This is a genomic window from Providencia sp. 2023EL-00965 (genome assembly GCF_033550225.1).
Taxonomy (GTDB): Bacteria; Pseudomonadota; Gammaproteobacteria; order Enterobacterales; family Enterobacteriaceae; genus Providencia; species Providencia manganoxydans.
Map to the genome: position 1 here is coordinate 1 of NZ_JAWUEH010000020.1, position 19311 is coordinate 19311.

Genomic DNA, 19311 nt, shown 5'->3' on the forward strand with positions numbered 1-19311 from the left:
TGGTGTGGTTTTGGCAACAAGATTATAACCTTAACCGAACCCATGAAAGTTTAAATCACCTCCCACCGGAGGTATATCGTAAACAGTTAGAAAATTCTAGTTTGGTGTGTCTCAATTAATGGGAAGTGGATAGTGTGACATTAGTTCGTCGATCTTCATAGCATGTTCAGTTAGATGCTCCGGTGCTAAATGAGCATACCTTCTCACCATTTCTATTGATCACCATCCTCCCATTTCTCGAAGTGCAGATAATGAAACTCCGGACTGAGCAAGCCAACTCGCTCAAGTATGCTTTAAGTCATGAAATCAAAAGTTTTCAATACCTTTTTAGTGATATTATTGGCGGATAATCAAAAGGCAGCAACTAATCTAAATATTTCAAGCGTGGATTTTATCAATGTTACAGCTTCTTTCTTTATAAGCTATCGCAAGCATACAGCATCAAAAGTGGCAGAAGGGTAAATCCAAAGCAGGCCGTAAAAACCTAAAAATTAATACGAAATGAACAATGTACGATATTCAACTGTAAAAAATTGTATTTGTTAATGTTTAGTAAAAAGGCCTATGTTTCAATATTGTTTAACGTAACGATGCAATCACTGGATGACATATGAAAAATTATAGCTTAGTAGCCACTGGTATATTATCAGTATCTTTTTTATTTGGTGCTTCAATGGCGAATGCAAAAAGTCCAATAGAGCAGTGTTATGAGTCAACCGAAGGGCAAGCAAGAACAGCTGTTCAATCATGTTTAAATGGTATGCTTAATGATTCAGAAAAATTATTAAATGAAGCATACGTAAAAAATAAAGCTGAGTTAGAAAGTGTTGATTCTGTATTAACTAAACAGGCACTGAAATCTTTGGAAGACTCAAAAAAAAGTTTTCAAAAATTCAGAGAAGAAGAGTGTCAGCGGCGTTCAGATGCAATGATGGGGGGCTCTGGTTCTGGTGATGAATTATTGTCTTGTAAGATAGAGATTAACAACTGGCAAGCCAAAAACTTGAGATTGTAATTTAAATTCCAACCTTCCGGAGTTTTGGTGCGTTTACATATTCTAAATAATGGAATAACTGATATCTGGGATCATAATGTGAAGTAAAGCAATCAAACGTCATCATAAAAGCGGCTTGAATCTAAAAGAAGCCAGTACAACATTGCAGGCGTAGCAGATAAAAAGGCTATCGGTATTTGTTACCGAACGCCTGCGTTATGTGGTTGCTGAATGCGTTCAAATTATCGGAAGGTGTTTGGTATGAGCATTAAAGAGGTGATGGATAAATAAAGGGTTACTGATACTGAATTACAACGAAAGAGAGTGGGTGGTTCAGAATATTGCTAACGAATGGTCCAACTTTATGTGATCCTTCACCGATGGTTTTTTATTGCCTGAAATCTGCATCTATCCTAACATTTATGTACTTAATTAAAATATGGTGATGCATGAAAAAGGGAATAGTGGTTTTACTTTTAGGTTTAGTTTCGTTTGGTTCACTAGCTGACTCAGCAAACACAAGCACTGGCGTCAGTGAGAGACCTGAAATTACAGAAGATGATGTGGTTCCAGACATGGCAGCCAACATTAATCGTTTTAAATCGCTTATCTGTGATGATATTAAAGAAGGCGTTAGAAATCGAAGCTGTAAAAGTATGGTTGATAATGTTGCAGCGATAGCATACTCACAAGGAGAAGCCAGCATGGGATGTAAGTTAAAAGCTGACGATCCTGAGTTTAAGAAAGTACCAAAGATGGATGAATTTTGTGATAAAGCGCAAAATCTAATCAGTAACTTAAGCCCTAATGACTAACCTGCTCTGGCAGGTTTTTTGTTTGTTTCGATTTGCACTCCCGCTAAGCGAATATTACCGAAACAAATTAGTGAGATGAAAAATATTTCGCTGCATAGAAAACTTTAATGTATCAGTTTTCATGTCGGGTGATGATAACGAGTAACGTCAGCAAAAAGATATTAACCAGAACCAAATTAAAGCTTGTTCCTCTAAACTAGATAACGGTTTTTTTACCTAAAATTCTTACTCACTAAGTGACTTCTTATCACTAGATAGCGCATCGATAACGTCCTACTACTTCAGCATGCTGTGCATAATAGATGATATAGTAGGGTTTTATTCAAAAGGCATTTAAACTGATGTTCAGTGTATGAGCTGTAATATCGCTTAATCCAATTAAGGAGTAAATATGTTAAAAGTGATTGCTGAGGATTTTATCAAGACAGAAGCGATAGATACTGTCTTGCCACTTTATAGGGAACTTGTTGCTTTAACTAAAAAGGAACCATTATGTATCTCATATGATTTGTATATTGATGAGAAAGACCCTGGGCATTTTATCTTTATTGAAGAGTGGCCAGATAGAGCCGCATTAGATAAACACTGCGCTTCGGAGCATTTTCAGCGGCTGGTACCTATGATTAATCAACACAAAAAGTCTGAACCAAAGTTTATATTGATGGATACTACTGTTAGTTGACAGCCATATCCATCACAGTGGAATTAACTGAATGGTTTTTTTAGCTTCTGTTTCGTACTGATAAATCGCCACACTTCAGGTGAATACAAAATAAGCGCAACTAAGAAAAATCCAAGAATGCAAAATGTGTTGAATCCACTAAATAAGACAATAATACCTGCAACAATCATGAGCATGGTACGCCATTTAAAGATAGATAAAATATCTGCAATAGCAGAAAAAAATGATTCTAGAAGTTCGAACATACAATTCCCTTTTTTAGAAGGGTAATGATACAAGATTAAGTGAAATTTTAATAGTCATCAGTTAATGAGAGGTACTTTTATCTCTGTATTTTATTAATTTCCTTATCAAATTTAAAACAGTAAGTATTCCATAATAAGAAAATATTCTTAGCCACTTGAAAAGGCTGTTAGTGAAACAAGAGAATAATAATGTGGCTTTTATCACTCCAAATGCAGGTATCTATGTTCGTACTGATATTGCAAGTGTCGCCAAAGAGTATCCTGCTTTATGGTTAGTTGTGCTATTGAGTAGAGAGGGCCGGCATATAACAGTTTCTATAAAGAATGGGCAATAGCGAATATACAGTCCTAATTTGATATACACTCTTTATGTTCTAAAGCCTATGCAAAAGCTTGCTTACTAGAATATGGTTTAATATTTATGTAAGCGTTAAAGATAGAGCACATAACTATTGATTATTTAGAAGACTCCATTTATGTTGAAGTTAAAACTGAACCAAGGAGCTAAAAATGAAAGATCCTCATAATATTGCAGAATGGGCGAAAGTTAGAGAAACCTCAATTGAAATTGCTCAGGCTATCTTTGAACTGGCAAATAATGATGAAGTTTTGGCGGAACAGATATGGGAAGAAGGATCTGATGAAGTTTTGCCATTAGCTTTTTCAAAAACAAAGGCAGATAGATTGTTTTGGGGAGAAGAAACGATCGAGCGGCAGAATGTTTGAATGATATTGTTTGCCCCGCATACAAGTATGTAGGGCATTTTCAATTATTGATTGGTTGTTTTTGAGTTTCTATACCATAAAATAAAATGTAGTAATCCCATTGCCCCGTGACCAATAATATAAGCTTCGATTAAGCCTGTTAGCGTTTTATGAATATTTTTGGCTTCATTGGCAAATGTTGAGTCTTGTAGCCATAGAATAAACCAAGTGATCCCTGATAAAACAACTAATGCTAAAGCACCTAAACCTAATCCTTGTATGGAGGTTGCTAGCCCTTTTGGTGAGCTATCGGGTAATTTAAACTTGATAAGTATTTTGATATCATCATTTATCTGGGAAAACTCTCCCCATAAATAAGGGAAATAGTAACGTAATCCACGGTTAGATAAACAGATGGTAATTAAAAATGCAGTAAAAAAAAGTAAACTAATTCCCACGATAATATGTAGCCAAGTAAAATAAAATATGTAGCCACTCGTTGGGATATAACCTGTATTTGAAACATCCATCCAATTACTAATAATGATTTGCGTTATCACTAATAAAAGGATGAGCATATGCAATATTCTGACTGTGTGTGTTTGATACAGGCCAAAGAATTTCCAAACTGATTTTAGTGGACACATAATGACTCTCGATTAACAATAAAATTTTTATCTTTGTAGTCTTTTTCATATAAACAATCAATGAATTTATTATGATGATAAAAATAAGAACAAATAAGTCAATTAAGAATGATAGCTATAATCATTTGCCATTATAACTAACTCGCTATAATTTATAATAGCGAGTTAAATCAAAAAATCATGGATAGGGTGTTTGTTATGTAAATTCTAATTTAAATATATTCTTCATCCATAAGTTTATATTTTTCTCTTTGAATTTGCATATAGCAAAAGTTGGCTCGGTGCTCACACCATATTTGATTGCGATAAATGCGTGAGAGTCGATTAGCTTGTGACCACGCCTTTGAAGCTTCAAAGTATTTACCTGAACGTTCTAAACGAATAGCATCTCGAGCAGCACGATAGTAAAGTGGGCCGTCATTGTTTTGAGTTAACATATAGTCTCCAATATTACAGATAGAGATACTCACCTATTTTAAATTGTGGCGTTAAGGTAGAAAAATTCACGCCTACATGTGCTTAGCGATTTGTTCGCTTGCTACTTAGTAGTACCTCGAATTATGTATAGTTCGATGTAAAAAGAATTTATTGGTTATTTAGTAATGTTTTCGCAATAGAGATAATTTCAGGTAAATTTTCTACCGAAACTTGCCCTAATTTTTTAGCATTAAATTGATTTAAAATTCCAACGGCTTCATTACGCAAGCCATTTTTAGCAAGTTGTAATATTAATTGTTCTGCTTGTGAAAATAATATTTGAGGATCTGTTTTTTTAGGTTGATTCGCTGTGATTTTTTTCGATTCGATAAGTGAAAGGGCATATTCACAACGTTCGGCAATGCCATTTAAATTTGTCCAATTTGCGAGTACTTCGATACATAAATTATGCACTGCCATATTCGGTAATAGAGTAACAGGCTCTAAATTGGCTAATGTCATATACAATGCATTTATTTGGGGGAGTTGCTCAATATTGTCTCCTTGAATAGCGGCTATTATTTTTTCCATATGTTGCTGGCTAATTTGTTCAAAATCACCTTTAAATAATACTGCCAGTGCAACAATTTGTTTAAGATCTAATGAATCTATATCGATATTTGCTGATATGTTGACTTGGTTTTCTATAACAGATTGTTTTTTCTGCATATTAAAATCAATCATTGATTCGAGGTTATGAGCAGGTGCGGAGTGTTGGGACTGTAAAAGTGTGATCAGCTGACGTAATGCGAGCGTATTTTCTTTGATAGCTTGTTTGAGCTCCATGACAATCTCCTATTACTATATAAGTTGTATCTATGGAGGCAATAATACAATAAAAATAGTAAATGTAAACTATAAATGTAGTAATTGTTTTGTTTTATACTTATCTAATTGTTTTAGGAAAGGAAACTGAGCAGGAGCACCTTGTTTCCTTACCTATTACCCGCAAGGAAACAAGAAGTAATGAGAAGAGCGTTATCTTTTACGGCGATAAATTCGATGTTCAACCATAACGCCAATCAGTGATATTTGATAGTCGTGGCTATTGAGTGTTGGATAATCAGGGTTTAGTGGAACAAGCTCAAACTCGCCTGTGCCAATGCCTGTTGGACGATACTTCTTGAATGTACCTTGGTTGCCACCGTTTTTAGCAAAAACAAATTCGCCTGGATTAGGCCATATCTCAGTATCAATGACCACAATATCGCCTTCTTTAAACTCAGGTGTCATGCTGTCACCTTCAACCCGTAAAGCAAATGCATTCGCACTAATATCATCATCAACTAATATATATTCAAAATTTCCTTCGTAGTCCGTTATTGGATTTGCATCCTTGAATAGCCCAGCTTGTACGTAGCTAAGAAGTGGGACACGACGGGAGTTGACTTCGGACATAGGCATGATGCTTTTACCGTTTAGTAACCACTCCGGATGAGATTGAAGTGCCTTTGCGATTTCGATGATGTTTCTAGGTTTCTTTGTTCGACCATTTTCAATCGACTCAACTGATTGCTGGCTAATACCCGCGCGTTCAGCGAGTTCTGTTTGTGTTAGGTTTAATTCTTGCCGGCGTTGCCGGATCCTACTAGCCAAAGACATAGGGTAACCCTCGTTAAAATAATGAAAATTCTCTTACTACTCATAATACAATTTTTATTGTATTTGACAAACAAATATCATGGTAGTTAAATACAATAAATATTGTTAAAACGATTTGTTCGAAAAATGACCTTAAATTGGCAAGTAGCGGGTTGTTAAAGATGAGTGATGCAGAGAGGCCCTTTAAATGATGAATAGAAATATACAGCAAATTTTATCCTACTGGGGAGGTTGGTCGTGTGGGGAACATTATGCTTCGATAGGCTGGTCATCTGTTGCGGCGGGTTTTCGTGATTTAGTGTCATATACAAAAAGCAATAGGCCAATGTGTAGTGATGAAGATGGTTTGGTCATTGATTTATGCGTCGCTAAATTAGGTTTGGTCGGTATGGAAAGGGAGCGTAGCTATATTGAAGACTTTTATGTTAAAGGGCATTCAAAGAGAGCAATTGGACGTAAATATAAAATTCGCGAAGGTGAAATCCGCGAAAGGATCCAAATCGCAGAAAGTTTTATTTTAGGTTGCCTAGAAACATTAAATATTCAACTAGATATTGATGTTATCTGCAAACAACCATTATCACAATCAGACAAACTAGTGCGCGCGCAAAAATGGCGTTAATCTGCTAGAACTGAAATTAATATGATAAATATAAAGCTCCTTGATAAGGGGCTTTTTTCGTATTGCAAGCGCGCGTTTTACTAATAGAAAGGTAACCGCTAATTGAGCCCCGTTTTTATTATCTAAAAAAGAGGTTGGTGCGCGCGCAAAAATGGCGTTAATCTGCTAAAACTGAAATTAATATGATAAATATAAAGCTCCTTTGATAAGGGGCTTTTTTCGTATTGGAAGCGCGCGTTTTACTAATAGAAAGGTAACCGCTAATTGAGTCTAGTTTTTATTATCTAAAAAAGAGGTTGGTGAGCGCGCAAAAATGGCGTTAATCTGCTAAAACTGAAATTAATATGATAAATATAAAGCTCCTTTGAAAAGGGGCTTTTTTCGTATTGCAAGCGCGCGTTTTACTAATAGAAAGGTAACCGCTAATTGAACGCCATTTTTATTATCTAAAAAAGAGATTGGTGCGCGCGCAAAAATGGCGTTAATCTGCTAAAACTGAAATTAATATGATAAATATAAAGCTCCTTTGATAAGGGGCTTTTTTCGTATTGGATGCGCGCTTTTCACTAATAGAAAGATAACCGCTAATTGAGTCCCGTTTCTATTATCTAAAAAAGAGATTGGTGCGCGCGCAAAAATGGCGTTAATCTGTTAAAACTGAAATTTATTAATAACATTTAAATATGTTATGTATATCTTATTTAATATCGACTAAATGAAAGTCATTGATAAAAATTGATGGTTCATCAGGAGATTATTGTATTGGTAACAATCACTGAAAATCTAGATTAAATTTATCAAAGAGTTAGATTAGTCAAACTTATATGCAAAATAATATTTTAAAGTGAATGTATGTATGCCTGATAAATATGAGTGGTGGGAATCTGTTTTTCGATGGCTACAATCCTATTTACCTTTTATTGGTGGTTTTGCTTTTGCTGCATTAGTGGCTTATATCCGAGAGCGTCAACAAGGTATGTTATGGAAGCAATCTTTAGGTGAAGCACTAATGTGTGGTCTACTCAGTGTTGGGACTATCCGTTTTCTTGAATGGTGGTTAGCGCAGAGTGGCAATACAGAGGCTTGGGATTTGTTAGCTGAATTTTGTGGGGTTGTTGTGGGTTTTTTAGGAACGAAGAAACTCTATAGTCTTATTGAACTCATTATACAATTTATAAAAAAACGATTTGGAGTTTAATTATGAGTAAATTTTTATTGAGTCGACGTAGTGAAGAAAATCTACGTGGCGTGCATCCTGATTTAGTTAAAGTTGTGCGTCGTGCTTTAGAATTATCTAATATTGATTTTATGGTTATTGAAGGTAAACGTAATGAAGCTCGCCAAAGGCAGTTGTTTGCCAGTGGAAAAAGTAAAACCATGAACAGTCGTCATTTAACAGGACATGCTATTGATTGCGCTCCTATTGTTAACCGCGAAATACCGTGGGATGATTGGTCTAAATTTGCACAAGTTGCTGTGGCTATGAAAAAAGCGGCTGAAGAATTAAAGGTAGATATCGAATGGGGTGGTGATTGGGTTAATTTTAAAGATGGACCTCATTTTCAATTATCACACCAAGCTTATCCTGCATGATTTATGAAAAAACTATTTATGGCAAGTAGTCTTATATTGAGTTTTTGGTTATGGTGGGTAATTAATGATTATGAAAAACTAACGCAAAAATATACTTTATTAAATCATCAGTTATTAGTTCAGCAGTTTATATTTGATATTAATTTAAAACTTTCATCAAAGATTAATGACATTGCAAACCACAATCTTTTACAAAAAGAGGCCGCGATTATTTATTCTGAAAGGAATAAACAAATTATTAAAGAAACGTTTTTCTATAATGAGTGTGCTACTCAGCTTGTGCCTAGTGATGCTGCTAACCGGCTGCGCCAACACTCACAAAGAATATATTCAAATACCTCAAGTCAGTATCCCTGATTATTTATTCAATGATTGCTTACCGCCTATTATTCCAAGTGAACTCACTTGGGGAGAGTCATTATTACTTAATCAGACATTATTAACTGTTATCGAGTTATGTAATTTAGATAAAAAAGCGCTCAAGTTAATTGAACAACAGCGACAAACATTAAGTAATATCCAACTCCCAAATAAAAAGTAAATTGAGGGATTACCTAAAAGGCTATCTATTCACATGATGAGATAGGCGATTTCGTACGTCTGTGACTTGGCCATTATTGGAATGAAATATGACAACAAACACACTTTCAAGGCTTGATATCAGTAAGGTGCGACAAGTGATCGCAATGTTAACTCAACTTCCTGAAAAGCAAGTTATTGATGGTAGCACCTACACTGATACATCTGCATGGAGTCAATTTATTACGGTCACTCCGCTGACATCTGAACCTATTGGAATAGAGAACAAGTTTGATGCGGAAAATAACCGCGAAATTATCACGTCAACACGTGAAACCATGATTGCAATTAAAGCTTATGGGGAACGTTGTTATTTGCTTATCGAAGATTTATCTACGCAATTACAAACCTACATTGCTCAACAATTATTTAAAGCAATGGGGGGCGGGTTTGTGTGTGAATCGGCGATTAAACATTACCCAGAAGATCCAATAGAAGGAAAACCACAAACAACACAACTGAATTTAACACTTTCACATATTCATCGTATCGAATCATCACTTACTCATGGTGAATCGGTGATTATTACTACTCTAAAGGAATCAATATGAGTTTATCAATTAAAGAGATCATTAATGCACAAATTCTGCCACAGGCAGCGGCAGCACAACGCCGTGATCTGAGTATGGTGGCTATTTTTACTTCTGAGGTCGGTAATGCATTTACGGATGCCACATCACGTTATCTATTTGTTTCTAATGAGCAAGACGTCGCTAATTTGTTTGGCTCTCATTCATCGACATATAAAGCTGCTCAAGCGCTGTTTTCTGCTCGCCCAAAATTAAAACGTGCGATGATTGCCCGTTTTGCAAAAGAAAAACAAGAAATTGCAGCTACAGCAAATGCGCTTAAAGGTTCTACATTGTCGATTGGTGTTAATACACTGAAGCAGATCACTGATGGAACCATGACATTAAATATTGCGGGTCAAGAAGCGGTGCTGGCAGATCTTGATTTTAGTAAAGCGATCGATTTTAGCGATATTGCGCAAGTGATTGATGCTCAATTGCCTGAAGGCAGCAATCTACAAACTAAGTGGGACGAAGTTGGTAATCGAATAATTATTGAAGCAAAAACTGCCGGTGCTGATGCAAAAACTCGGTTAGGTTATGTGACTCCAGCCGAAAACGGCAGTTACATTGGCCATTTGCTGAAATTAGAGGAAGGTCAAGCCACGTTGAGTATTGGTTCTGCCGCTCAGATCATTAATGCGGAGCAGCCTTCTGAGGCATTGCATCAGTTGCAAAATAGCTATCAAAACTGGTACGGCGTCTATTTTGCGGATCAACTCACTGATGAGCAGCTTGAAGATGCTCATGCTTGGATTAGTGCTGCTGACTTAAAAGTCATGGCTTATACCGCAACTCGTGATGAACAAATTGAGTGGCAAAACAGCAATATACTCAAAAAATTGTATGACAAAAACAGTGGTCGCTTAATGGTGCAATTCAATAAGACCGGTGACGACCATGCGGCAGCTGAGTTACTGGCTATTGCGGTGTCAACCACTTGGCAGGGGCAAAATACCGCGAAAACGGTCAAATTTAAGCAGCAAACTTCCGTGCGTTCCGACGACCGCGTCACACAGGATGAGGCACAAAAATGTCGTCGCTTAGGGATAAATTTCTACACAGACTATGACGGTATCAATATGTTAGCCGAAGGGACTATGCTCGGCGGTACGTTTATTGATGAAGTGATGGGGCTAGATGCTTTCATTGATGCATGCCAAAAACAAGCTTTTACTACTTTACAGGCAAGTCCAACTAAAATTGCGCAAACCGATAAAGGGCAAGCAATGTTAATTGGTTCTTTGACCGTTATAGGCAATGAATTCAATCGTAATGGTTTCTTAGCGGGTGGAATTTGGCGGGGCAATGACATTGGTGAAATCACCTTTGGCGATCGTCTAGATGAAGGTTTTTATTTTTATTCGGACAGTTTTGATGTTCAGTCACAAGCTGATCGTGAAGCACGCAAAATGATGCCAATTATGTGCGCTATCAAGCTAGCAGGTGCGGGTCATTCTGCGGATTTACTTATTCAATTCAATCGTTAAGAGGTCACTATGTCTGTATATAATCATAAAAGTCTGATGGTTAGCATCAATGGTTACGAATTTACCGCATTTGATGAATCTGCTGATGCTTTATCTATTGCGCCTGTCGGTGATGATGGGGCATGGACCTTCGGTGCCAATGGGCGGGGTGTTTACGTATTTAGTGGCAACCAATCAGGTACATTGACAATGAAGCTATTGCAACATTCAGCGGACAACCATTTTTTATCTAACTTACGCAATCAAATGTTAAGCAGCCAGTCTGCGCCTGCACCGCTAGAACTGTATATTAAAGATACTTGGAATGGTGATGAAATTGTTGGTCATGTTGGCTTTTTCACAACACCGCCAACCCAATCTCGTGGCTCGGCCCATAACGCGCAATCATGGGTGATCCAATTTGAACGCGTGATCACCAAACTAGGTAAAGGAGCGTTTAACTGATGGAAAAAGATAACATTACTTATGAGCATCGCCATAGCAATTTTGTCGAAGCCAAAAGTCACGCAATGAAATTATTGGGTATGTTAAAAGGCTGCATTGCGATGAATGGCGAGCACGTTGATATTGATGTGGGCGGTGTCTTAGCCAATATTGGCTCTCCAGATATGCAGGGAGTGGAAAAATTTATTTTAAAGTGGGTGACGGCGAAAGATGTCGATAATAATCTGATTCAATTAGATAAAGTAGATGTGTTTAATACGCATTTTAATACTTACCGTTCACATTATTATCCATTAATTGTGAATGGTTTGATATTTCACTTTTCTGATTTTTTGCCCGATGGAGTCGCATCCAAAGTAAATATGCCCAGCTTGGTCAGTCTGACGGCATAACGGACGTTGACTGGTTGAAAATGCTACCCATTATGGAAGGCATCTATACCGGTCACGATCTTCGAACGACAGCAACGCTCGGCGATGTGCTTGATTTTCATGAAGCTTATGCCGAGCGTTTGTTGTCACAGCAGAGGGCAGAGAATGGAAATAGAAAAGCTTCTCACCACACTCGGCTTTGAGGTCGAGCAAGTGGCGCAATTAAAAGGTGTCGTCACTGCCCTCGGCACGGCGGCGGCTTCAATTGCAGAGACAATTAGCAAGGTAAAAAGAAACCTTAAAGGTTTTGGACTGACAATTGATAATTTTAAAGCGGTACTCTCCACGCTCGCTATGGCGGTCGATTTTGTGGCTAACCGTTTTATGGGGTTTATTGATAGCACGGTAAAGGGGGTAAAAAATCTCGCTCAACAAAAAGATCTGTTATTTGACATTTCAGAAAAAGAGCTACAGCAAGCCGATGAATATCAAGTCGCAACACAGAAAACAGCATTATCCATAGACGCGATAAAAGCCAAAATAGCGTTGGGATTATTGCCAAATTTAACCGCGGTCATTGACGATTTTAACGCTTGGTTGAGTGTAAATAAGGAATTAATCGCTGAAGGGTTAACCCAAGTTGTGAAATGGGGCTCAAAAGCGATATTGATGATCCGCAATACCGTTAGCGCAATTAGCCAATTAATTGAAAATACAATTGGTTGGAAAGCAACCATTTTAGGTATCGTGGCTGTTTTGGCCATATTTAAAAAGTCCATGTTGATGGCTTTTGTCGCCAATCCTGTAATGTGGGTTGTCGCGGCGATTGCCGGTTTAATGGTACTGATTGGCGATTTTATGGCTTACCTAAATGGCGGTGAATCACTATTTGCCGGCTTTTGGGCTCCTGCTGTTGAGTGGATAAAGTCGGTATTGGCTTGGTGGAATACATTTTATACAGAAAATAAAGCATTATTAGACGCTATGGCTGCTGCGTGGTCACTCATGTTTGAGGGTGTGACCATGATTTTGGGTGGTTTTTTTAAATATATCAGTAATGCTTTTAAATTACTTGTAGGTTTATTTAGCGGTAATACCACCATGATGTCTGAAGCATGGAAAGGCATGACTGACGGTTTAATACAAATATGGGAGGGATTAAAACAATACTTTATTGGATTTGTCGCATCTTTTGGTGTGATGTGGAATATGATGGTTCAAGTGATCACCAATGTTTGGAACATCATTAAAACATCTGCATTAGCGCTGTTTGATTGGTTGGTTGATGCTGTTAAATCTGTTGTTGATAATGTATCGAAAATTTTCCTAGCGATCACTCACTATATACTCGCACCTTTTGAAAATGCGTTTGCATTAATTAATGCATTGTTTGCCATTTTTACAGATGACTCAACTTCATGGACTGAGAAGTTAGGCTTAATATTTTATGCCATTGCTAGTTATCTGATCAAACCATTTGAGGCTGGCTGGCAATATATTAAAGAGATATTCAATATTAGTAATACCGATATTGATAAGTTTATTGATGATATTGCGAATACGTTTAACAGTGTTACCGAGTTAATTAAAAAACCGTTTGATATCGCGTTTAAATGGGTAAATGAAAAGTTTGGCTGGGTTATTTCAGGGGTTACGTCAGGGCTACAAAAGCTTGGAATACTCAGTGAAGACAAACAAGGCGAAAATAGTTTACTGAACATTTCAAATGCAACAGGGGAATTAATTGCTCAAAACTTGGCAAATCCTAATTTATCTAATATTACTACAAGCAACAATAAAAATATTATTGTTAATCAAGGCAGTGTGAATGTTGAACAAAATGTAATGAGCTCAGATCCTTATCAGGCTGCATCGTTAGCCATTAATGGGATCAATGATAATCTGACTCAGGTTTTATATCGTTCACTGCAAAGTGCTCATAGCAATTAATTAGATATTTAAATAATACAATAGCCACATCATTGTGGCTTTTTTATTGGATACAGATTATGGATATCACAAGTGGAATATTTACGGGGCGCGCCTCCGTGATCACCCGAACTATTGGCCAATTTGAGTTTGATTGTACCATTCGGGAATCTCATACTTCTTCGCTGCGAGTGACAAAAAATCCTGTCGAATCAGGGGCTGATATTGCTGATCATGCGGTACTTGAACCCAAATCGCTGACTATCACGGGGAAAGTCGTGGGTTATGAACCCGCTAACTATTTTAATCAGCTGTTGGGGTTGGATACAGATGCCATGGATGACTATCCTTTGCCATTAGAAATATCTTCATCGATACGGCAGGCAGAAGCAATGTTGGCTCAATATATGACCGTTGGTCGTGTGTTGGCAAATAAAACTCAAAAGGTGATCGCACCTTGGTACCCCGATGCATTGAAACCGTTTGCCGACAGTTCACAAACGTTAGATCGCGCAGGGCGTGCTTATGAGTCTTTGTTAGCGATCCAACGAATGGGGCAACCCATTGATGTACAAACGGGGATCAGGCTGTATAAAAATATGGTGCTAACCAGTATTAGCACGACACAAGATACCCCCGCAGCGGCTGATTTTGTTTTAAATCTGGAAGAAATATTTATTGTTGAAAGCCAAGTTGTGACTGGGCTACATCCTGATTTAAAGCAGCAACCACAGAAAAGTAATATGGGTAGAACACAACCTGAACTTCAGGCGGTTAATTCCTCTCGGGACACATCTATAATGTTAGGAATAACGTCATGATATATAAAATACCAGTATCAAATGAGCCAATCCAAGAGCAATTATTTACTGTATTTGGCATGAATCTACGATTAACACTGTATTACAACCAACTTTCAAAAGGGTGGCAATTTGATTTGTTTGATGCAAATAACAATCGAATGATCACACAGATGCAAGGATTAGCAGTCAATGCCCCGTCTTTAATTGAAAAAAATTTACCTTTTATTTTTCTACTCAGTGATAAATCACGTTTTGGTATTAATGCAATCGCTCAGAATGAATTAGGTGAACGGTTATTACTCTATATCGTTGATAAAGGAGTCTGGCATGAAACAATTTGGCAGACAGCTTAAATTAGTTATTGGTAATCAAGATGAGGCATTTGAAGTCACTAATTTAAGAGTAACTTTTGATGTTAAAAAAACATTATCTTCAGAGCCTAATCCTGCAATTATTCGTATTTATAATCTCAATACATCACACCGTAATTTACTCACTAGCAAAGTGTTTAACCAAGTGGCGCTTTCTGTTGGTTATGATGAACTGCGTTTAGTTTATTCAGGCGATATTATTGATGCAAAAATTACGGAGAGTGCAGAAGATTTAATCTGTGAATTGGCTTGTGGTGATGGTTTTAGCGCTTATACCTCGTCGCTAATTAATAAAACACTCGCCGCAGGCAATAGTGATGCCGATATTTTAAAAGAAAATGCCCAAGCAATGGGGATTGAGATTGGGATTACGGAGTTACCTAATGATAGGCAACTACCTCGTGGTAAGGTGATGTTTACGGACGCAAGGGAAATACTGCATAAAATAGCCAAAAACAATCAAGCCGATTGGTCTGTGCAAGATGGTCAATTAACATTATTACCTAAAAATAAAGTGGTTACTGATAACGAAGGTTTTATTTTATCTCAGGAAACAGGATTAATTGGTAAGCCCGAAAAAAATGAAACGGGTTTAGTTATCACCTGTTTGTGTAATCCTGCGTTGAAAATAGGTGCATTGGTACGCATTAATTCGATGACTACTGAACTGAATGGTGATTATAAGATTATTGAACTTAGCCATATGGGTGATTTTATGGAAAAGGATTGGTATAGCAAATTAGTTTGTATTGGTGGTGAATTTAATAAGGTTAAATTATGAAACAACCTACTTTTCTTGATGTTATCAATCAATATGCACAGAACCAACGCTATGAAATTCACACTGCGCTACCAGCTAAAATTATTTCATCCAATGGGCATAGTGCGACCGTCGAATTAATGATCAGCCATATAAATAAAGAAGGGCAGGTAATAGCACTCCCTCCGCTGGTGGATGTCCCTATTGGTTTTTATCGTGGCGGTGGGTTTTGTGTGACTGTGCCTTTAGCTGCTGGCGATGAAGGGCTAGTTATTTTTGCGGAACGATGTATTGATGGATGGTATGTGTCTGGGCAGCAATCACAGCCGCTTGATCAACGCTTTCATGATTTGTCAGATGCTTTTTTTTTACCTCAAGCGAGCAGTTTACCCAATAAGATCCCTGATTATTCACATGATGCGCTGTCATTACAAACCGATGATGGTTCAACATTTATTCGTATACAAGCAGGAAAAATAATCATTAAAGGTGATATCCAGCATCAAGGTAATTATCAATTGGAAGGTAATGCTTTGATTAAAGGCGATCATTCAGTAGAGGGTAATAGTGAGTCATCAGGTGGCACACTGAAACATAATGGTAAAAACATTGGTGATACGCATACGCATGGTGGTGTGCAGACCGGCGGAGGAAATACCGGAGGACCTAATTAATGAAAGTACGAAGGCTTGATGACAATCATGATTGGTGTTTTGGTCGAGGGCGCACAGATTATTGCGGACAATCGAGCGCCATTTCGCAATCAGTACTAACACGCTTACTGTCATTAAATAAAGATTGGTTTCTTAATCGAGACCATGGCATCAAATGGTTTGATTATTTACGTAAAAATCCGAACTTAGCGGTGATGGAATCAGAAATCAAAAACAGTGTGTTAAATACCCAAGGCGTGGAGCAGATCACTGCATTTGATATTCAACTTAATCCAGATACACGGTTAATCACAATCTCTGTCTCATATATCGATATTTATGGTCACAAAACGGAGGTAACGACAGATGCTCCAAATAACTGAAACAGGCATAGTGATTGATCGACTAACCCATGTCCATCAACGGCTAACCGCAGGGTTTAAACAAATCTATGGCGATGATATCAACCTTGATGCCGACACCCCTGATGGGCAGATGATAGGTTTATTCTCTAAGGAAATAGATAACATCAATCAAGCTATTGCAATGATAGTACAGATGTTAGATCCCTATAAAGCGATGGGGTCATGGCTGGAACAGCGGGCGATGTATGCAGGGATTGTGCGTCGTGGCGCGGAATATAGCTATCTTGATGATGTGGTGATTACAGGTAAGCAGGGCACGGTTGTCGCAAAAAACAGTCGTTTTACTGATGACAACCGTGCTCGGTGGGTAACGACCAGTGAAGTGACATTAGGCCCAACGGGATCGGCTAGGGTGAATATGCGTAGCAGCGAATTGGGCGCTTTTTCGCTTGCGGCAGAGAAAATGTTAACTATGGATACGGTCACTGTCGGAATTGACAAAGTGATGACCACTAAAGCGGCCAAAGAAGGTGCTTTCACAGAAACGGATGGCAACTTATTGTTGCGGTTTATGCGTTCACACTCGATTAATAACCATGATGACTATAAAGGACTAGAAGGTGCGTTACTGGATTTACCCGATGTGAAACAAGCGCGTGTTTATGAAAACTTCACCCATCTTACTGATGAGAAAGGTATTCCACCTCACTCATTAAATGCAGTCGTGATTGGAGGAAGTGATGATGCGATTGGTTTAACGATCTTGAAAAAGAAAATTGGCGGTTGTGGCGTATTCGGCAGCATTAGCAATACACAACACTATGCTGGGGGAATGCGCACAGTTAAATTTGATCGGGCACAGCCAGTGAATATTCAAGTGAAGTTGTTAATTGAACGCGTGGGCGGCTTCCATGATATTGATACTGATAGTATTAAGTCACTGTTAGCGGAGACAGAATTTGCTATCGGTGAAGCAGTATATGCGACACGTTTGATTTGTCAGGTCAATCAAGTACCCGGCTTTTATATCAAAAGTATTACGGTAAATGGCCAAGAGAGGGTGTCAGTAAACCTTCGCCAATGTGCCGTGATCCGCCCTGAAGATGTGGAGGTGCTGATTGAGTAAACAAGGTGAAGATTTCCTGATTTGGCAATATCGCCAGAAACCGAAAGCCCGACAGACTGTCGGGCTTTTGCTTTCTGAAACACGAGCCGCATTCGAGTCGGTTATTCAATTAGCCGAGGTGCTCGATGTGAATAAGGCTTCAGGTTATGGGCTTGATTTAATTGGCAAGCACGTTGGCATCAGTCGTGTCATGAAATCAGTCGTTCCAAAAGATTACTTTGGTTTTTTAGGCGTTGAGGGCGCCTTACCCTTTGATGTCGGCGTGCTATATCGCTACGGCGATTCATTAAATGGTTCATCAGTATTGGATGATGAAGACTATCGTTTTTTTATCAAAGCGAAAATTATTAAGAATTACCAGCGGCCTGATATTGCCAACATTAGTTATTCCATTGCTCATTTATTCAGTGAGCAATCTTTTGTTATTGATAACGATGATATGACGATGAATGTGGTGATTGCAGCCAATTATTTAACGCCATTTCGACTTTATGCAATTAAAAATCTCGACATCTTATCTAGACCGATAGGTGTTAGTTATAAATATCTCGTCATTACCGATACGCATCCATTTGGTTGGTCAAGTGATCTGCATGCCTTTGGTTTTAACGATGGAAAATTCACGAGGTTAATGAATGTCAGTCATTAAAAAGCCAGACTTAAAAATTTTCGCGCAAGATGCGAAAACAGGGGAGATTGAAACATTTCCAGATGTATTACGTGGCTGGGGGATCACCCTTGATAGAACCGCAGGCAAGCCGCCACTTGAGTGGTTTAATGCAATAGGTCAACGTACCGATGAGTGGTTGATGTATCTGACGCAGCGTGGTGTGGCAGAGTGGGATGCCACGCTTTCCTACCCAAAAACCGCCATTGTTCAATTTAATAGCATTATCTATGTTTCGATTAAAGAAACTAAAGGTGAGCAGCCTGATAAATCGCAGGCATCGTGGTCAACGTTGGCGGGGTTTTTGGAGTTAGATAAATTACAGCCAAAAGGTGACTACCCAACTAAGAGTGAAATGAATACCGCTTTGGCCGGTAAACAAAATAACTCAACTTTGGCCTCATGGCGTTACTTAGCGAAAGGCGGTGAGGAGACAATCAAGCCTCCTTATGATTTTACGCATTGCCTAACCTTTTTAAATGGTTTGGAACAATATGTTGATTATGCATTCGCTATTGAGAAGAGCACGCTTTATTTTGCCGAGCCGCTCAAAAAAGATGATTTAGTCGAAGTATTGATTAATGTGCCTTTAACCAGTGCAAGAGTGATGAATGGCGATATTCAGCAGCAGTTGGAGGCGCTAGAACTGAAAGTGAATAGCTTGTCGGGAAAGGATTTTATCAGTGACGATATTAAGAACATTGTTAAGTCAGGATCCGATGATGGTATTTATCTATCAGAAAACGAAATTCAAAAAATTGAGTTCATTGACGTAGAAACCAAAGATAATTAAAGAGAGCAA

At 38.0% G+C, this 19311-nt stretch carries 29 protein-coding genes and 1 pseudogene; 24 read left to right on the top strand and 6 right to left on the bottom strand.

The genetic code is table 11. The features are described 5' to 3' along the window. Window positions 1–111: 111 nt before the first annotated feature. A pseudogene (locus SC428_RS19740) lies at window positions 112–306 on the bottom strand (tyrosine-type recombinase/integrase); the annotation flags it as partial. Here SC428_RS19740 and SC428_RS19745 point away from each other — a divergent pair. From SC428_RS19745 to SC428_RS19760, 4 genes are all read left to right on the top strand, one after another. Beyond that, a complete protein-coding gene (locus SC428_RS19745; protein WP_318709942.1) occupies window positions 301–462 on the top strand; it encodes a hypothetical protein in 162 nt (53 codons plus the stop codon). The pseudogene SC428_RS19740 and the gene SC428_RS19745 overlap by 6 nt on opposite strands. Window positions 463–610: 148 nt before the next feature. Next, a complete protein-coding gene (gene umoC / locus SC428_RS19750; protein ID WP_283125318.1) occupies window positions 611–1015 on the top strand; it encodes a lysozyme inhibitor LprI family protein in 405 nt (134 codons plus the stop codon). Between the two features lie 428 nt (window positions 1016–1443). After that, window positions 1444–1809 carry a hypothetical protein gene (locus tag SC428_RS19755; RefSeq protein ID WP_318709848.1) on the top strand — a complete coding sequence of 122 codons (366 nt, stop codon included), beginning with the start codon at window positions 1444–1446 and terminating at the stop codon, window positions 1807–1809. A 391-nt stretch (window positions 1810–2200) separates the two neighbouring features. Further along, on the top strand, window positions 2201–2491 hold the full coding sequence (locus SC428_RS19760; RefSeq protein ID WP_070929259.1) for a putative quinol monooxygenase: 291 nt from the start codon (window positions 2201–2203) through the stop codon (window positions 2489–2491). 23 nt (window positions 2492–2514) lie between these two features. Here SC428_RS19760 and SC428_RS19765 read toward each other — a convergent pair whose 3' ends face one another. Continuing rightward, window positions 2515–2736, bottom strand: coding sequence for a hypothetical protein (locus SC428_RS19765; RefSeq protein WP_318709851.1), 222 nt, complete (start codon window positions 2734–2736; stop codon window positions 2515–2517). A gap of 191 nt (window positions 2737–2927) precedes the next feature. On the opposite strand from SC428_RS19765, the gene SC428_RS19770 reads away from it, so the two are divergent. Together SC428_RS19770 and SC428_RS19775 are read left to right on the top strand one after the other, a co-directional pair. Then, window positions 2928–3071: a hypothetical protein gene (locus SC428_RS19770; protein WP_318709853.1), complete on the top strand. Its 144-nt coding sequence runs from the start codon at window positions 2928–2930 to the stop codon at window positions 3069–3071. Window positions 3072–3246: 175 nt separating this feature from the next. Next, window positions 3247–3462 carry a YccJ family protein gene (locus SC428_RS19775; RefSeq protein WP_070929261.1) on the top strand — a complete coding sequence of 72 codons (216 nt, stop codon included), beginning with the start codon at window positions 3247–3249 and terminating at the stop codon, window positions 3460–3462. Window positions 3463–3506: 44 nt separating this feature from the next. On the opposite strand, the gene SC428_RS19780 is transcribed toward SC428_RS19775, so the two are convergent. The 4 genes from SC428_RS19780 to SC428_RS19795 all read right to left on the bottom strand — a co-directional run bounded on the left by SC428_RS19780 (window position 3507) and on the right by SC428_RS19795 (window position 6167). Next, window positions 3507–4088, bottom strand: a complete 582-nt coding sequence (locus tag SC428_RS19780; RefSeq protein WP_318709856.1) for a cytochrome b/b6 domain-containing protein — start codon at window positions 4086–4088, stop codon at window positions 3507–3509. A 212-nt stretch (window positions 4089–4300) separates the two neighbouring features. Beyond that, complete coding sequence (locus SC428_RS19785) at window positions 4301–4525, bottom strand: ANR family transcriptional regulator (RefSeq protein WP_318709858.1); 225 nt, start codon at window positions 4523–4525, stop codon at window positions 4301–4303. 148 nt (window positions 4526–4673) lie between these two features. After that, a complete protein-coding gene (locus tag SC428_RS19790) occupies window positions 4674–5351 on the bottom strand; it encodes a hypothetical protein (protein ID WP_318709860.1) in 678 nt (225 codons plus the stop codon). Window positions 5352–5543: 192 nt separating this feature from the next. Next, window positions 5544–6167, bottom strand: coding sequence for a LexA family protein (locus tag SC428_RS19795; protein WP_070929264.1), 624 nt, complete (start codon window positions 6165–6167; stop codon window positions 5544–5546). Between the two features lie 187 nt (window positions 6168–6354). On the opposite strand from SC428_RS19795, the gene SC428_RS19800 reads away from it, so the two are divergent. The 18 genes from SC428_RS19800 to SC428_RS19885 all read left to right on the top strand — a co-directional run bounded on the left by SC428_RS19800 (window position 6355) and on the right by SC428_RS19885 (window position 19302). Continuing rightward, window positions 6355–6789 carry an antiterminator Q family protein gene (locus tag SC428_RS19800; RefSeq protein WP_318709862.1) on the top strand — a complete coding sequence of 145 codons (435 nt, stop codon included), beginning with the start codon at window positions 6355–6357 and terminating at the stop codon, window positions 6787–6789. 856 nt (window positions 6790–7645) lie between these two features. Beyond that, on the top strand, window positions 7646–7987 hold the full coding sequence (locus tag SC428_RS19805) for a phage holin family protein (RefSeq protein WP_140178607.1): 342 nt from the start codon (window positions 7646–7648) through the stop codon (window positions 7985–7987). Between the two features lie 2 nt (window positions 7988–7989). Further along, window positions 7990–8382: a M15 family metallopeptidase gene (locus tag SC428_RS19810; protein WP_070929267.1), complete on the top strand. Its 393-nt coding sequence runs from the start codon at window positions 7990–7992 to the stop codon at window positions 8380–8382. A gap of 259 nt (window positions 8383–8641) precedes the next feature. After that, window positions 8642–8923: a peptidase gene (locus SC428_RS19815; protein ID WP_233445743.1), complete on the top strand. Its 282-nt coding sequence runs from the start codon at window positions 8642–8644 to the stop codon at window positions 8921–8923. A gap of 88 nt (window positions 8924–9011) precedes the next feature. Next, window positions 9012–9512 (top strand): LIC_12616 family protein, encoded by a 501-nt coding sequence (locus SC428_RS19820; RefSeq protein WP_140178603.1) that lies wholly within the window; start codon window positions 9012–9014, stop codon window positions 9510–9512. Further along, a complete protein-coding gene (locus SC428_RS19825) occupies window positions 9509–11020 on the top strand; it encodes a DUF3383 domain-containing protein (RefSeq protein ID WP_272579969.1) in 1512 nt (503 codons plus the stop codon). Before SC428_RS19820 ends, SC428_RS19825 begins: the two co-directional genes overlap by 4 nt. A 9-nt stretch (window positions 11021–11029) precedes the next feature. Next, window positions 11030–11464 carry a phage protein gene (locus SC428_RS19830; protein WP_070929270.1) on the top strand — a complete coding sequence of 145 codons (435 nt, stop codon included), beginning with the start codon at window positions 11030–11032 and terminating at the stop codon, window positions 11462–11464. Then, window positions 11464–11856 (top strand): putative phage tail assembly chaperone, encoded by a 393-nt coding sequence (locus SC428_RS19835; protein WP_070929271.1) that lies wholly within the window; start codon window positions 11464–11466, stop codon window positions 11854–11856. The genes SC428_RS19830 and SC428_RS19835 overlap by 1 nt, the downstream gene beginning before the upstream one ends. Window positions 11857–11876: 20 nt before the next feature. Then, window positions 11877–12038, top strand: coding sequence for a hypothetical protein (locus SC428_RS19840; RefSeq protein WP_175442551.1), 162 nt, complete (start codon window positions 11877–11879; stop codon window positions 12036–12038). Continuing rightward, window positions 12001–13785 (top strand): hypothetical protein, encoded by a 1785-nt coding sequence (locus tag SC428_RS19845; RefSeq protein ID WP_318709864.1) that lies wholly within the window; start codon window positions 12001–12003, stop codon window positions 13783–13785. The genes SC428_RS19840 and SC428_RS19845 overlap by 38 nt, the downstream gene beginning before the upstream one ends. Window positions 13786–13844: 59 nt before the next feature. Next, window positions 13845–14585 (top strand): phage baseplate protein, encoded by a 741-nt coding sequence (locus tag SC428_RS19850; RefSeq protein WP_140187291.1) that lies wholly within the window; start codon window positions 13845–13847, stop codon window positions 14583–14585. After that, window positions 14582–14920: a phage baseplate plug protein gene (locus SC428_RS19855; RefSeq protein WP_070929273.1), complete on the top strand. Its 339-nt coding sequence runs from the start codon at window positions 14582–14584 to the stop codon at window positions 14918–14920. The genes SC428_RS19850 and SC428_RS19855 overlap by 4 nt, the downstream gene beginning before the upstream one ends. Then, on the top strand, window positions 14895–15719 hold the full coding sequence (locus SC428_RS19860) for a phage protein (protein ID WP_318709868.1): 825 nt from the start codon (window positions 14895–14897) through the stop codon (window positions 15717–15719). Before SC428_RS19855 ends, SC428_RS19860 begins: the two co-directional genes overlap by 26 nt. Then, window positions 15716–16372, top strand: a complete 657-nt coding sequence (locus SC428_RS19865; protein WP_140178589.1) for a Gp138 family membrane-puncturing spike protein — start codon at window positions 15716–15718, stop codon at window positions 16370–16372. The genes SC428_RS19860 and SC428_RS19865 overlap by 4 nt, the downstream gene beginning before the upstream one ends. Continuing rightward, window positions 16372–16734 (top strand): hypothetical protein, encoded by a 363-nt coding sequence (locus SC428_RS19870; protein WP_070929276.1) that lies wholly within the window; start codon window positions 16372–16374, stop codon window positions 16732–16734. Before SC428_RS19865 ends, SC428_RS19870 begins: the two co-directional genes overlap by 1 nt. Then, the gene (locus tag SC428_RS19875) at window positions 16718–17842 is read left to right on the top strand and encodes a baseplate J/gp47 family protein (RefSeq protein ID WP_318709872.1); all 1125 of its coding nucleotides are present in this window, start codon (window positions 16718–16720) and stop codon (window positions 17840–17842) included. The genes SC428_RS19870 and SC428_RS19875 overlap by 17 nt, the downstream gene beginning before the upstream one ends. Further along, complete coding sequence (locus SC428_RS19880; protein ID WP_070929278.1) at window positions 17835–18491, top strand: DUF2612 domain-containing protein; 657 nt, start codon at window positions 17835–17837, stop codon at window positions 18489–18491. Before SC428_RS19875 ends, SC428_RS19880 begins: the two co-directional genes overlap by 8 nt. Continuing rightward, a complete protein-coding gene (locus SC428_RS19885) occupies window positions 18478–19302 on the top strand; it encodes a hypothetical protein (protein WP_318709875.1) in 825 nt (274 codons plus the stop codon). Before SC428_RS19880 ends, SC428_RS19885 begins: the two co-directional genes overlap by 14 nt. The last annotated feature ends 9 nt before the right edge of the window (window positions 19303–19311 follow it).

What these genes read in the sequence shown, in the direction of transcription:
- SC428_RS19805 (WP_140178607.1), top strand. Translation starts at nt 7,646, where the DNA reads ATGCCTGATAAATATGAGTGGTGGGAATCTGTTTTTCGATGGCTACAA.
- SC428_RS19885 (WP_318709875.1), top strand. Translation starts at nt 18,478, where the DNA reads ATGTCAGTCATTAAAAAGCCAGACTTAAAAATTTTCGCGCAAGATGCG.
- SC428_RS19825 (WP_272579969.1), top strand. Translation starts at nt 9,509, where the DNA reads ATGAGTTTATCAATTAAAGAGATCATTAATGCACAAATTCTGCCACAG.
- SC428_RS19840 (WP_175442551.1), top strand. Translation starts at nt 11,877, where the DNA reads ATGCTACCCATTATGGAAGGCATCTATACCGGTCACGATCTTCGAACG.
- SC428_RS19745 (WP_318709942.1), top strand. Translation starts at nt 301, where the DNA reads ATGAAATCAAAAGTTTTCAATACCTTTTTAGTGATATTATTGGCGGAT.
- SC428_RS19860 (WP_318709868.1), top strand. Translation starts at nt 14,895, where the DNA reads ATGAAACAATTTGGCAGACAGCTTAAATTAGTTATTGGTAATCAAGAT.
- SC428_RS19865 (WP_140178589.1), top strand. Translation starts at nt 15,716, where the DNA reads ATGAAACAACCTACTTTTCTTGATGTTATCAATCAATATGCACAGAAC.
- SC428_RS19815 (WP_233445743.1), top strand. Translation starts at nt 8,642, where the DNA reads ATGAGTGTGCTACTCAGCTTGTGCCTAGTGATGCTGCTAACCGGCTGC.
- SC428_RS19810 (WP_070929267.1), top strand. Translation starts at nt 7,990, where the DNA reads ATGAGTAAATTTTTATTGAGTCGACGTAGTGAAGAAAATCTACGTGGC.
- SC428_RS19820 (WP_140178603.1), top strand. Translation starts at nt 9,012, where the DNA reads ATGACAACAAACACACTTTCAAGGCTTGATATCAGTAAGGTGCGACAA.
- SC428_RS19850 (WP_140187291.1), top strand. Translation starts at nt 13,845, where the DNA reads ATGGATATCACAAGTGGAATATTTACGGGGCGCGCCTCCGTGATCACC.
- SC428_RS19795 (WP_070929264.1), bottom strand. Translation starts at nt 6,167, where the DNA reads ATGTCTTTGGCTAGTAGGATCCGGCAACGCCGGCAAGAATTAAACCTA.
- SC428_RS19755 (WP_318709848.1), top strand. Translation starts at nt 1,444, where the DNA reads ATGAAAAAGGGAATAGTGGTTTTACTTTTAGGTTTAGTTTCGTTTGGT.
- SC428_RS19785 (WP_318709858.1), bottom strand. Translation starts at nt 4,525, where the DNA reads ATGTTAACTCAAAACAATGACGGCCCACTTTACTATCGTGCTGCTCGA.
- SC428_RS19760 (WP_070929259.1), top strand. Translation starts at nt 2,201, where the DNA reads ATGTTAAAAGTGATTGCTGAGGATTTTATCAAGACAGAAGCGATAGAT.
- SC428_RS19790 (WP_318709860.1), bottom strand. Translation starts at nt 5,351, where the DNA reads ATGGAGCTCAAACAAGCTATCAAAGAAAATACGCTCGCATTACGTCAG.
- SC428_RS19875 (WP_318709872.1), top strand. Translation starts at nt 16,718, where the DNA reads ATGCTCCAAATAACTGAAACAGGCATAGTGATTGATCGACTAACCCAT.
- SC428_RS19765 (WP_318709851.1), bottom strand. Translation starts at nt 2,736, where the DNA reads ATGTTCGAACTTCTAGAATCATTTTTTTCTGCTATTGCAGATATTTTA.
- umoC (WP_283125318.1), top strand. Translation starts at nt 611, where the DNA reads ATGAAAAATTATAGCTTAGTAGCCACTGGTATATTATCAGTATCTTTT.
- SC428_RS19855 (WP_070929273.1), top strand. Translation starts at nt 14,582, where the DNA reads ATGATATATAAAATACCAGTATCAAATGAGCCAATCCAAGAGCAATTA.
- SC428_RS19835 (WP_070929271.1), top strand. Translation starts at nt 11,464, where the DNA reads ATGGAAAAAGATAACATTACTTATGAGCATCGCCATAGCAATTTTGTC.
- SC428_RS19800 (WP_318709862.1), top strand. Translation starts at nt 6,355, where the DNA reads ATGATGAATAGAAATATACAGCAAATTTTATCCTACTGGGGAGGTTGG.
- SC428_RS19870 (WP_070929276.1), top strand. Translation starts at nt 16,372, where the DNA reads ATGAAAGTACGAAGGCTTGATGACAATCATGATTGGTGTTTTGGTCGA.
- SC428_RS19775 (WP_070929261.1), top strand. Translation starts at nt 3,247, where the DNA reads ATGAAAGATCCTCATAATATTGCAGAATGGGCGAAAGTTAGAGAAACC.
- SC428_RS19780 (WP_318709856.1), bottom strand. Translation starts at nt 4,088, where the DNA reads ATGTGTCCACTAAAATCAGTTTGGAAATTCTTTGGCCTGTATCAAACA.
- SC428_RS19830 (WP_070929270.1), top strand. Translation starts at nt 11,030, where the DNA reads ATGTCTGTATATAATCATAAAAGTCTGATGGTTAGCATCAATGGTTAC.
- SC428_RS19845 (WP_318709864.1), top strand. Translation starts at nt 12,001, where the DNA reads ATGGAAATAGAAAAGCTTCTCACCACACTCGGCTTTGAGGTCGAGCAA.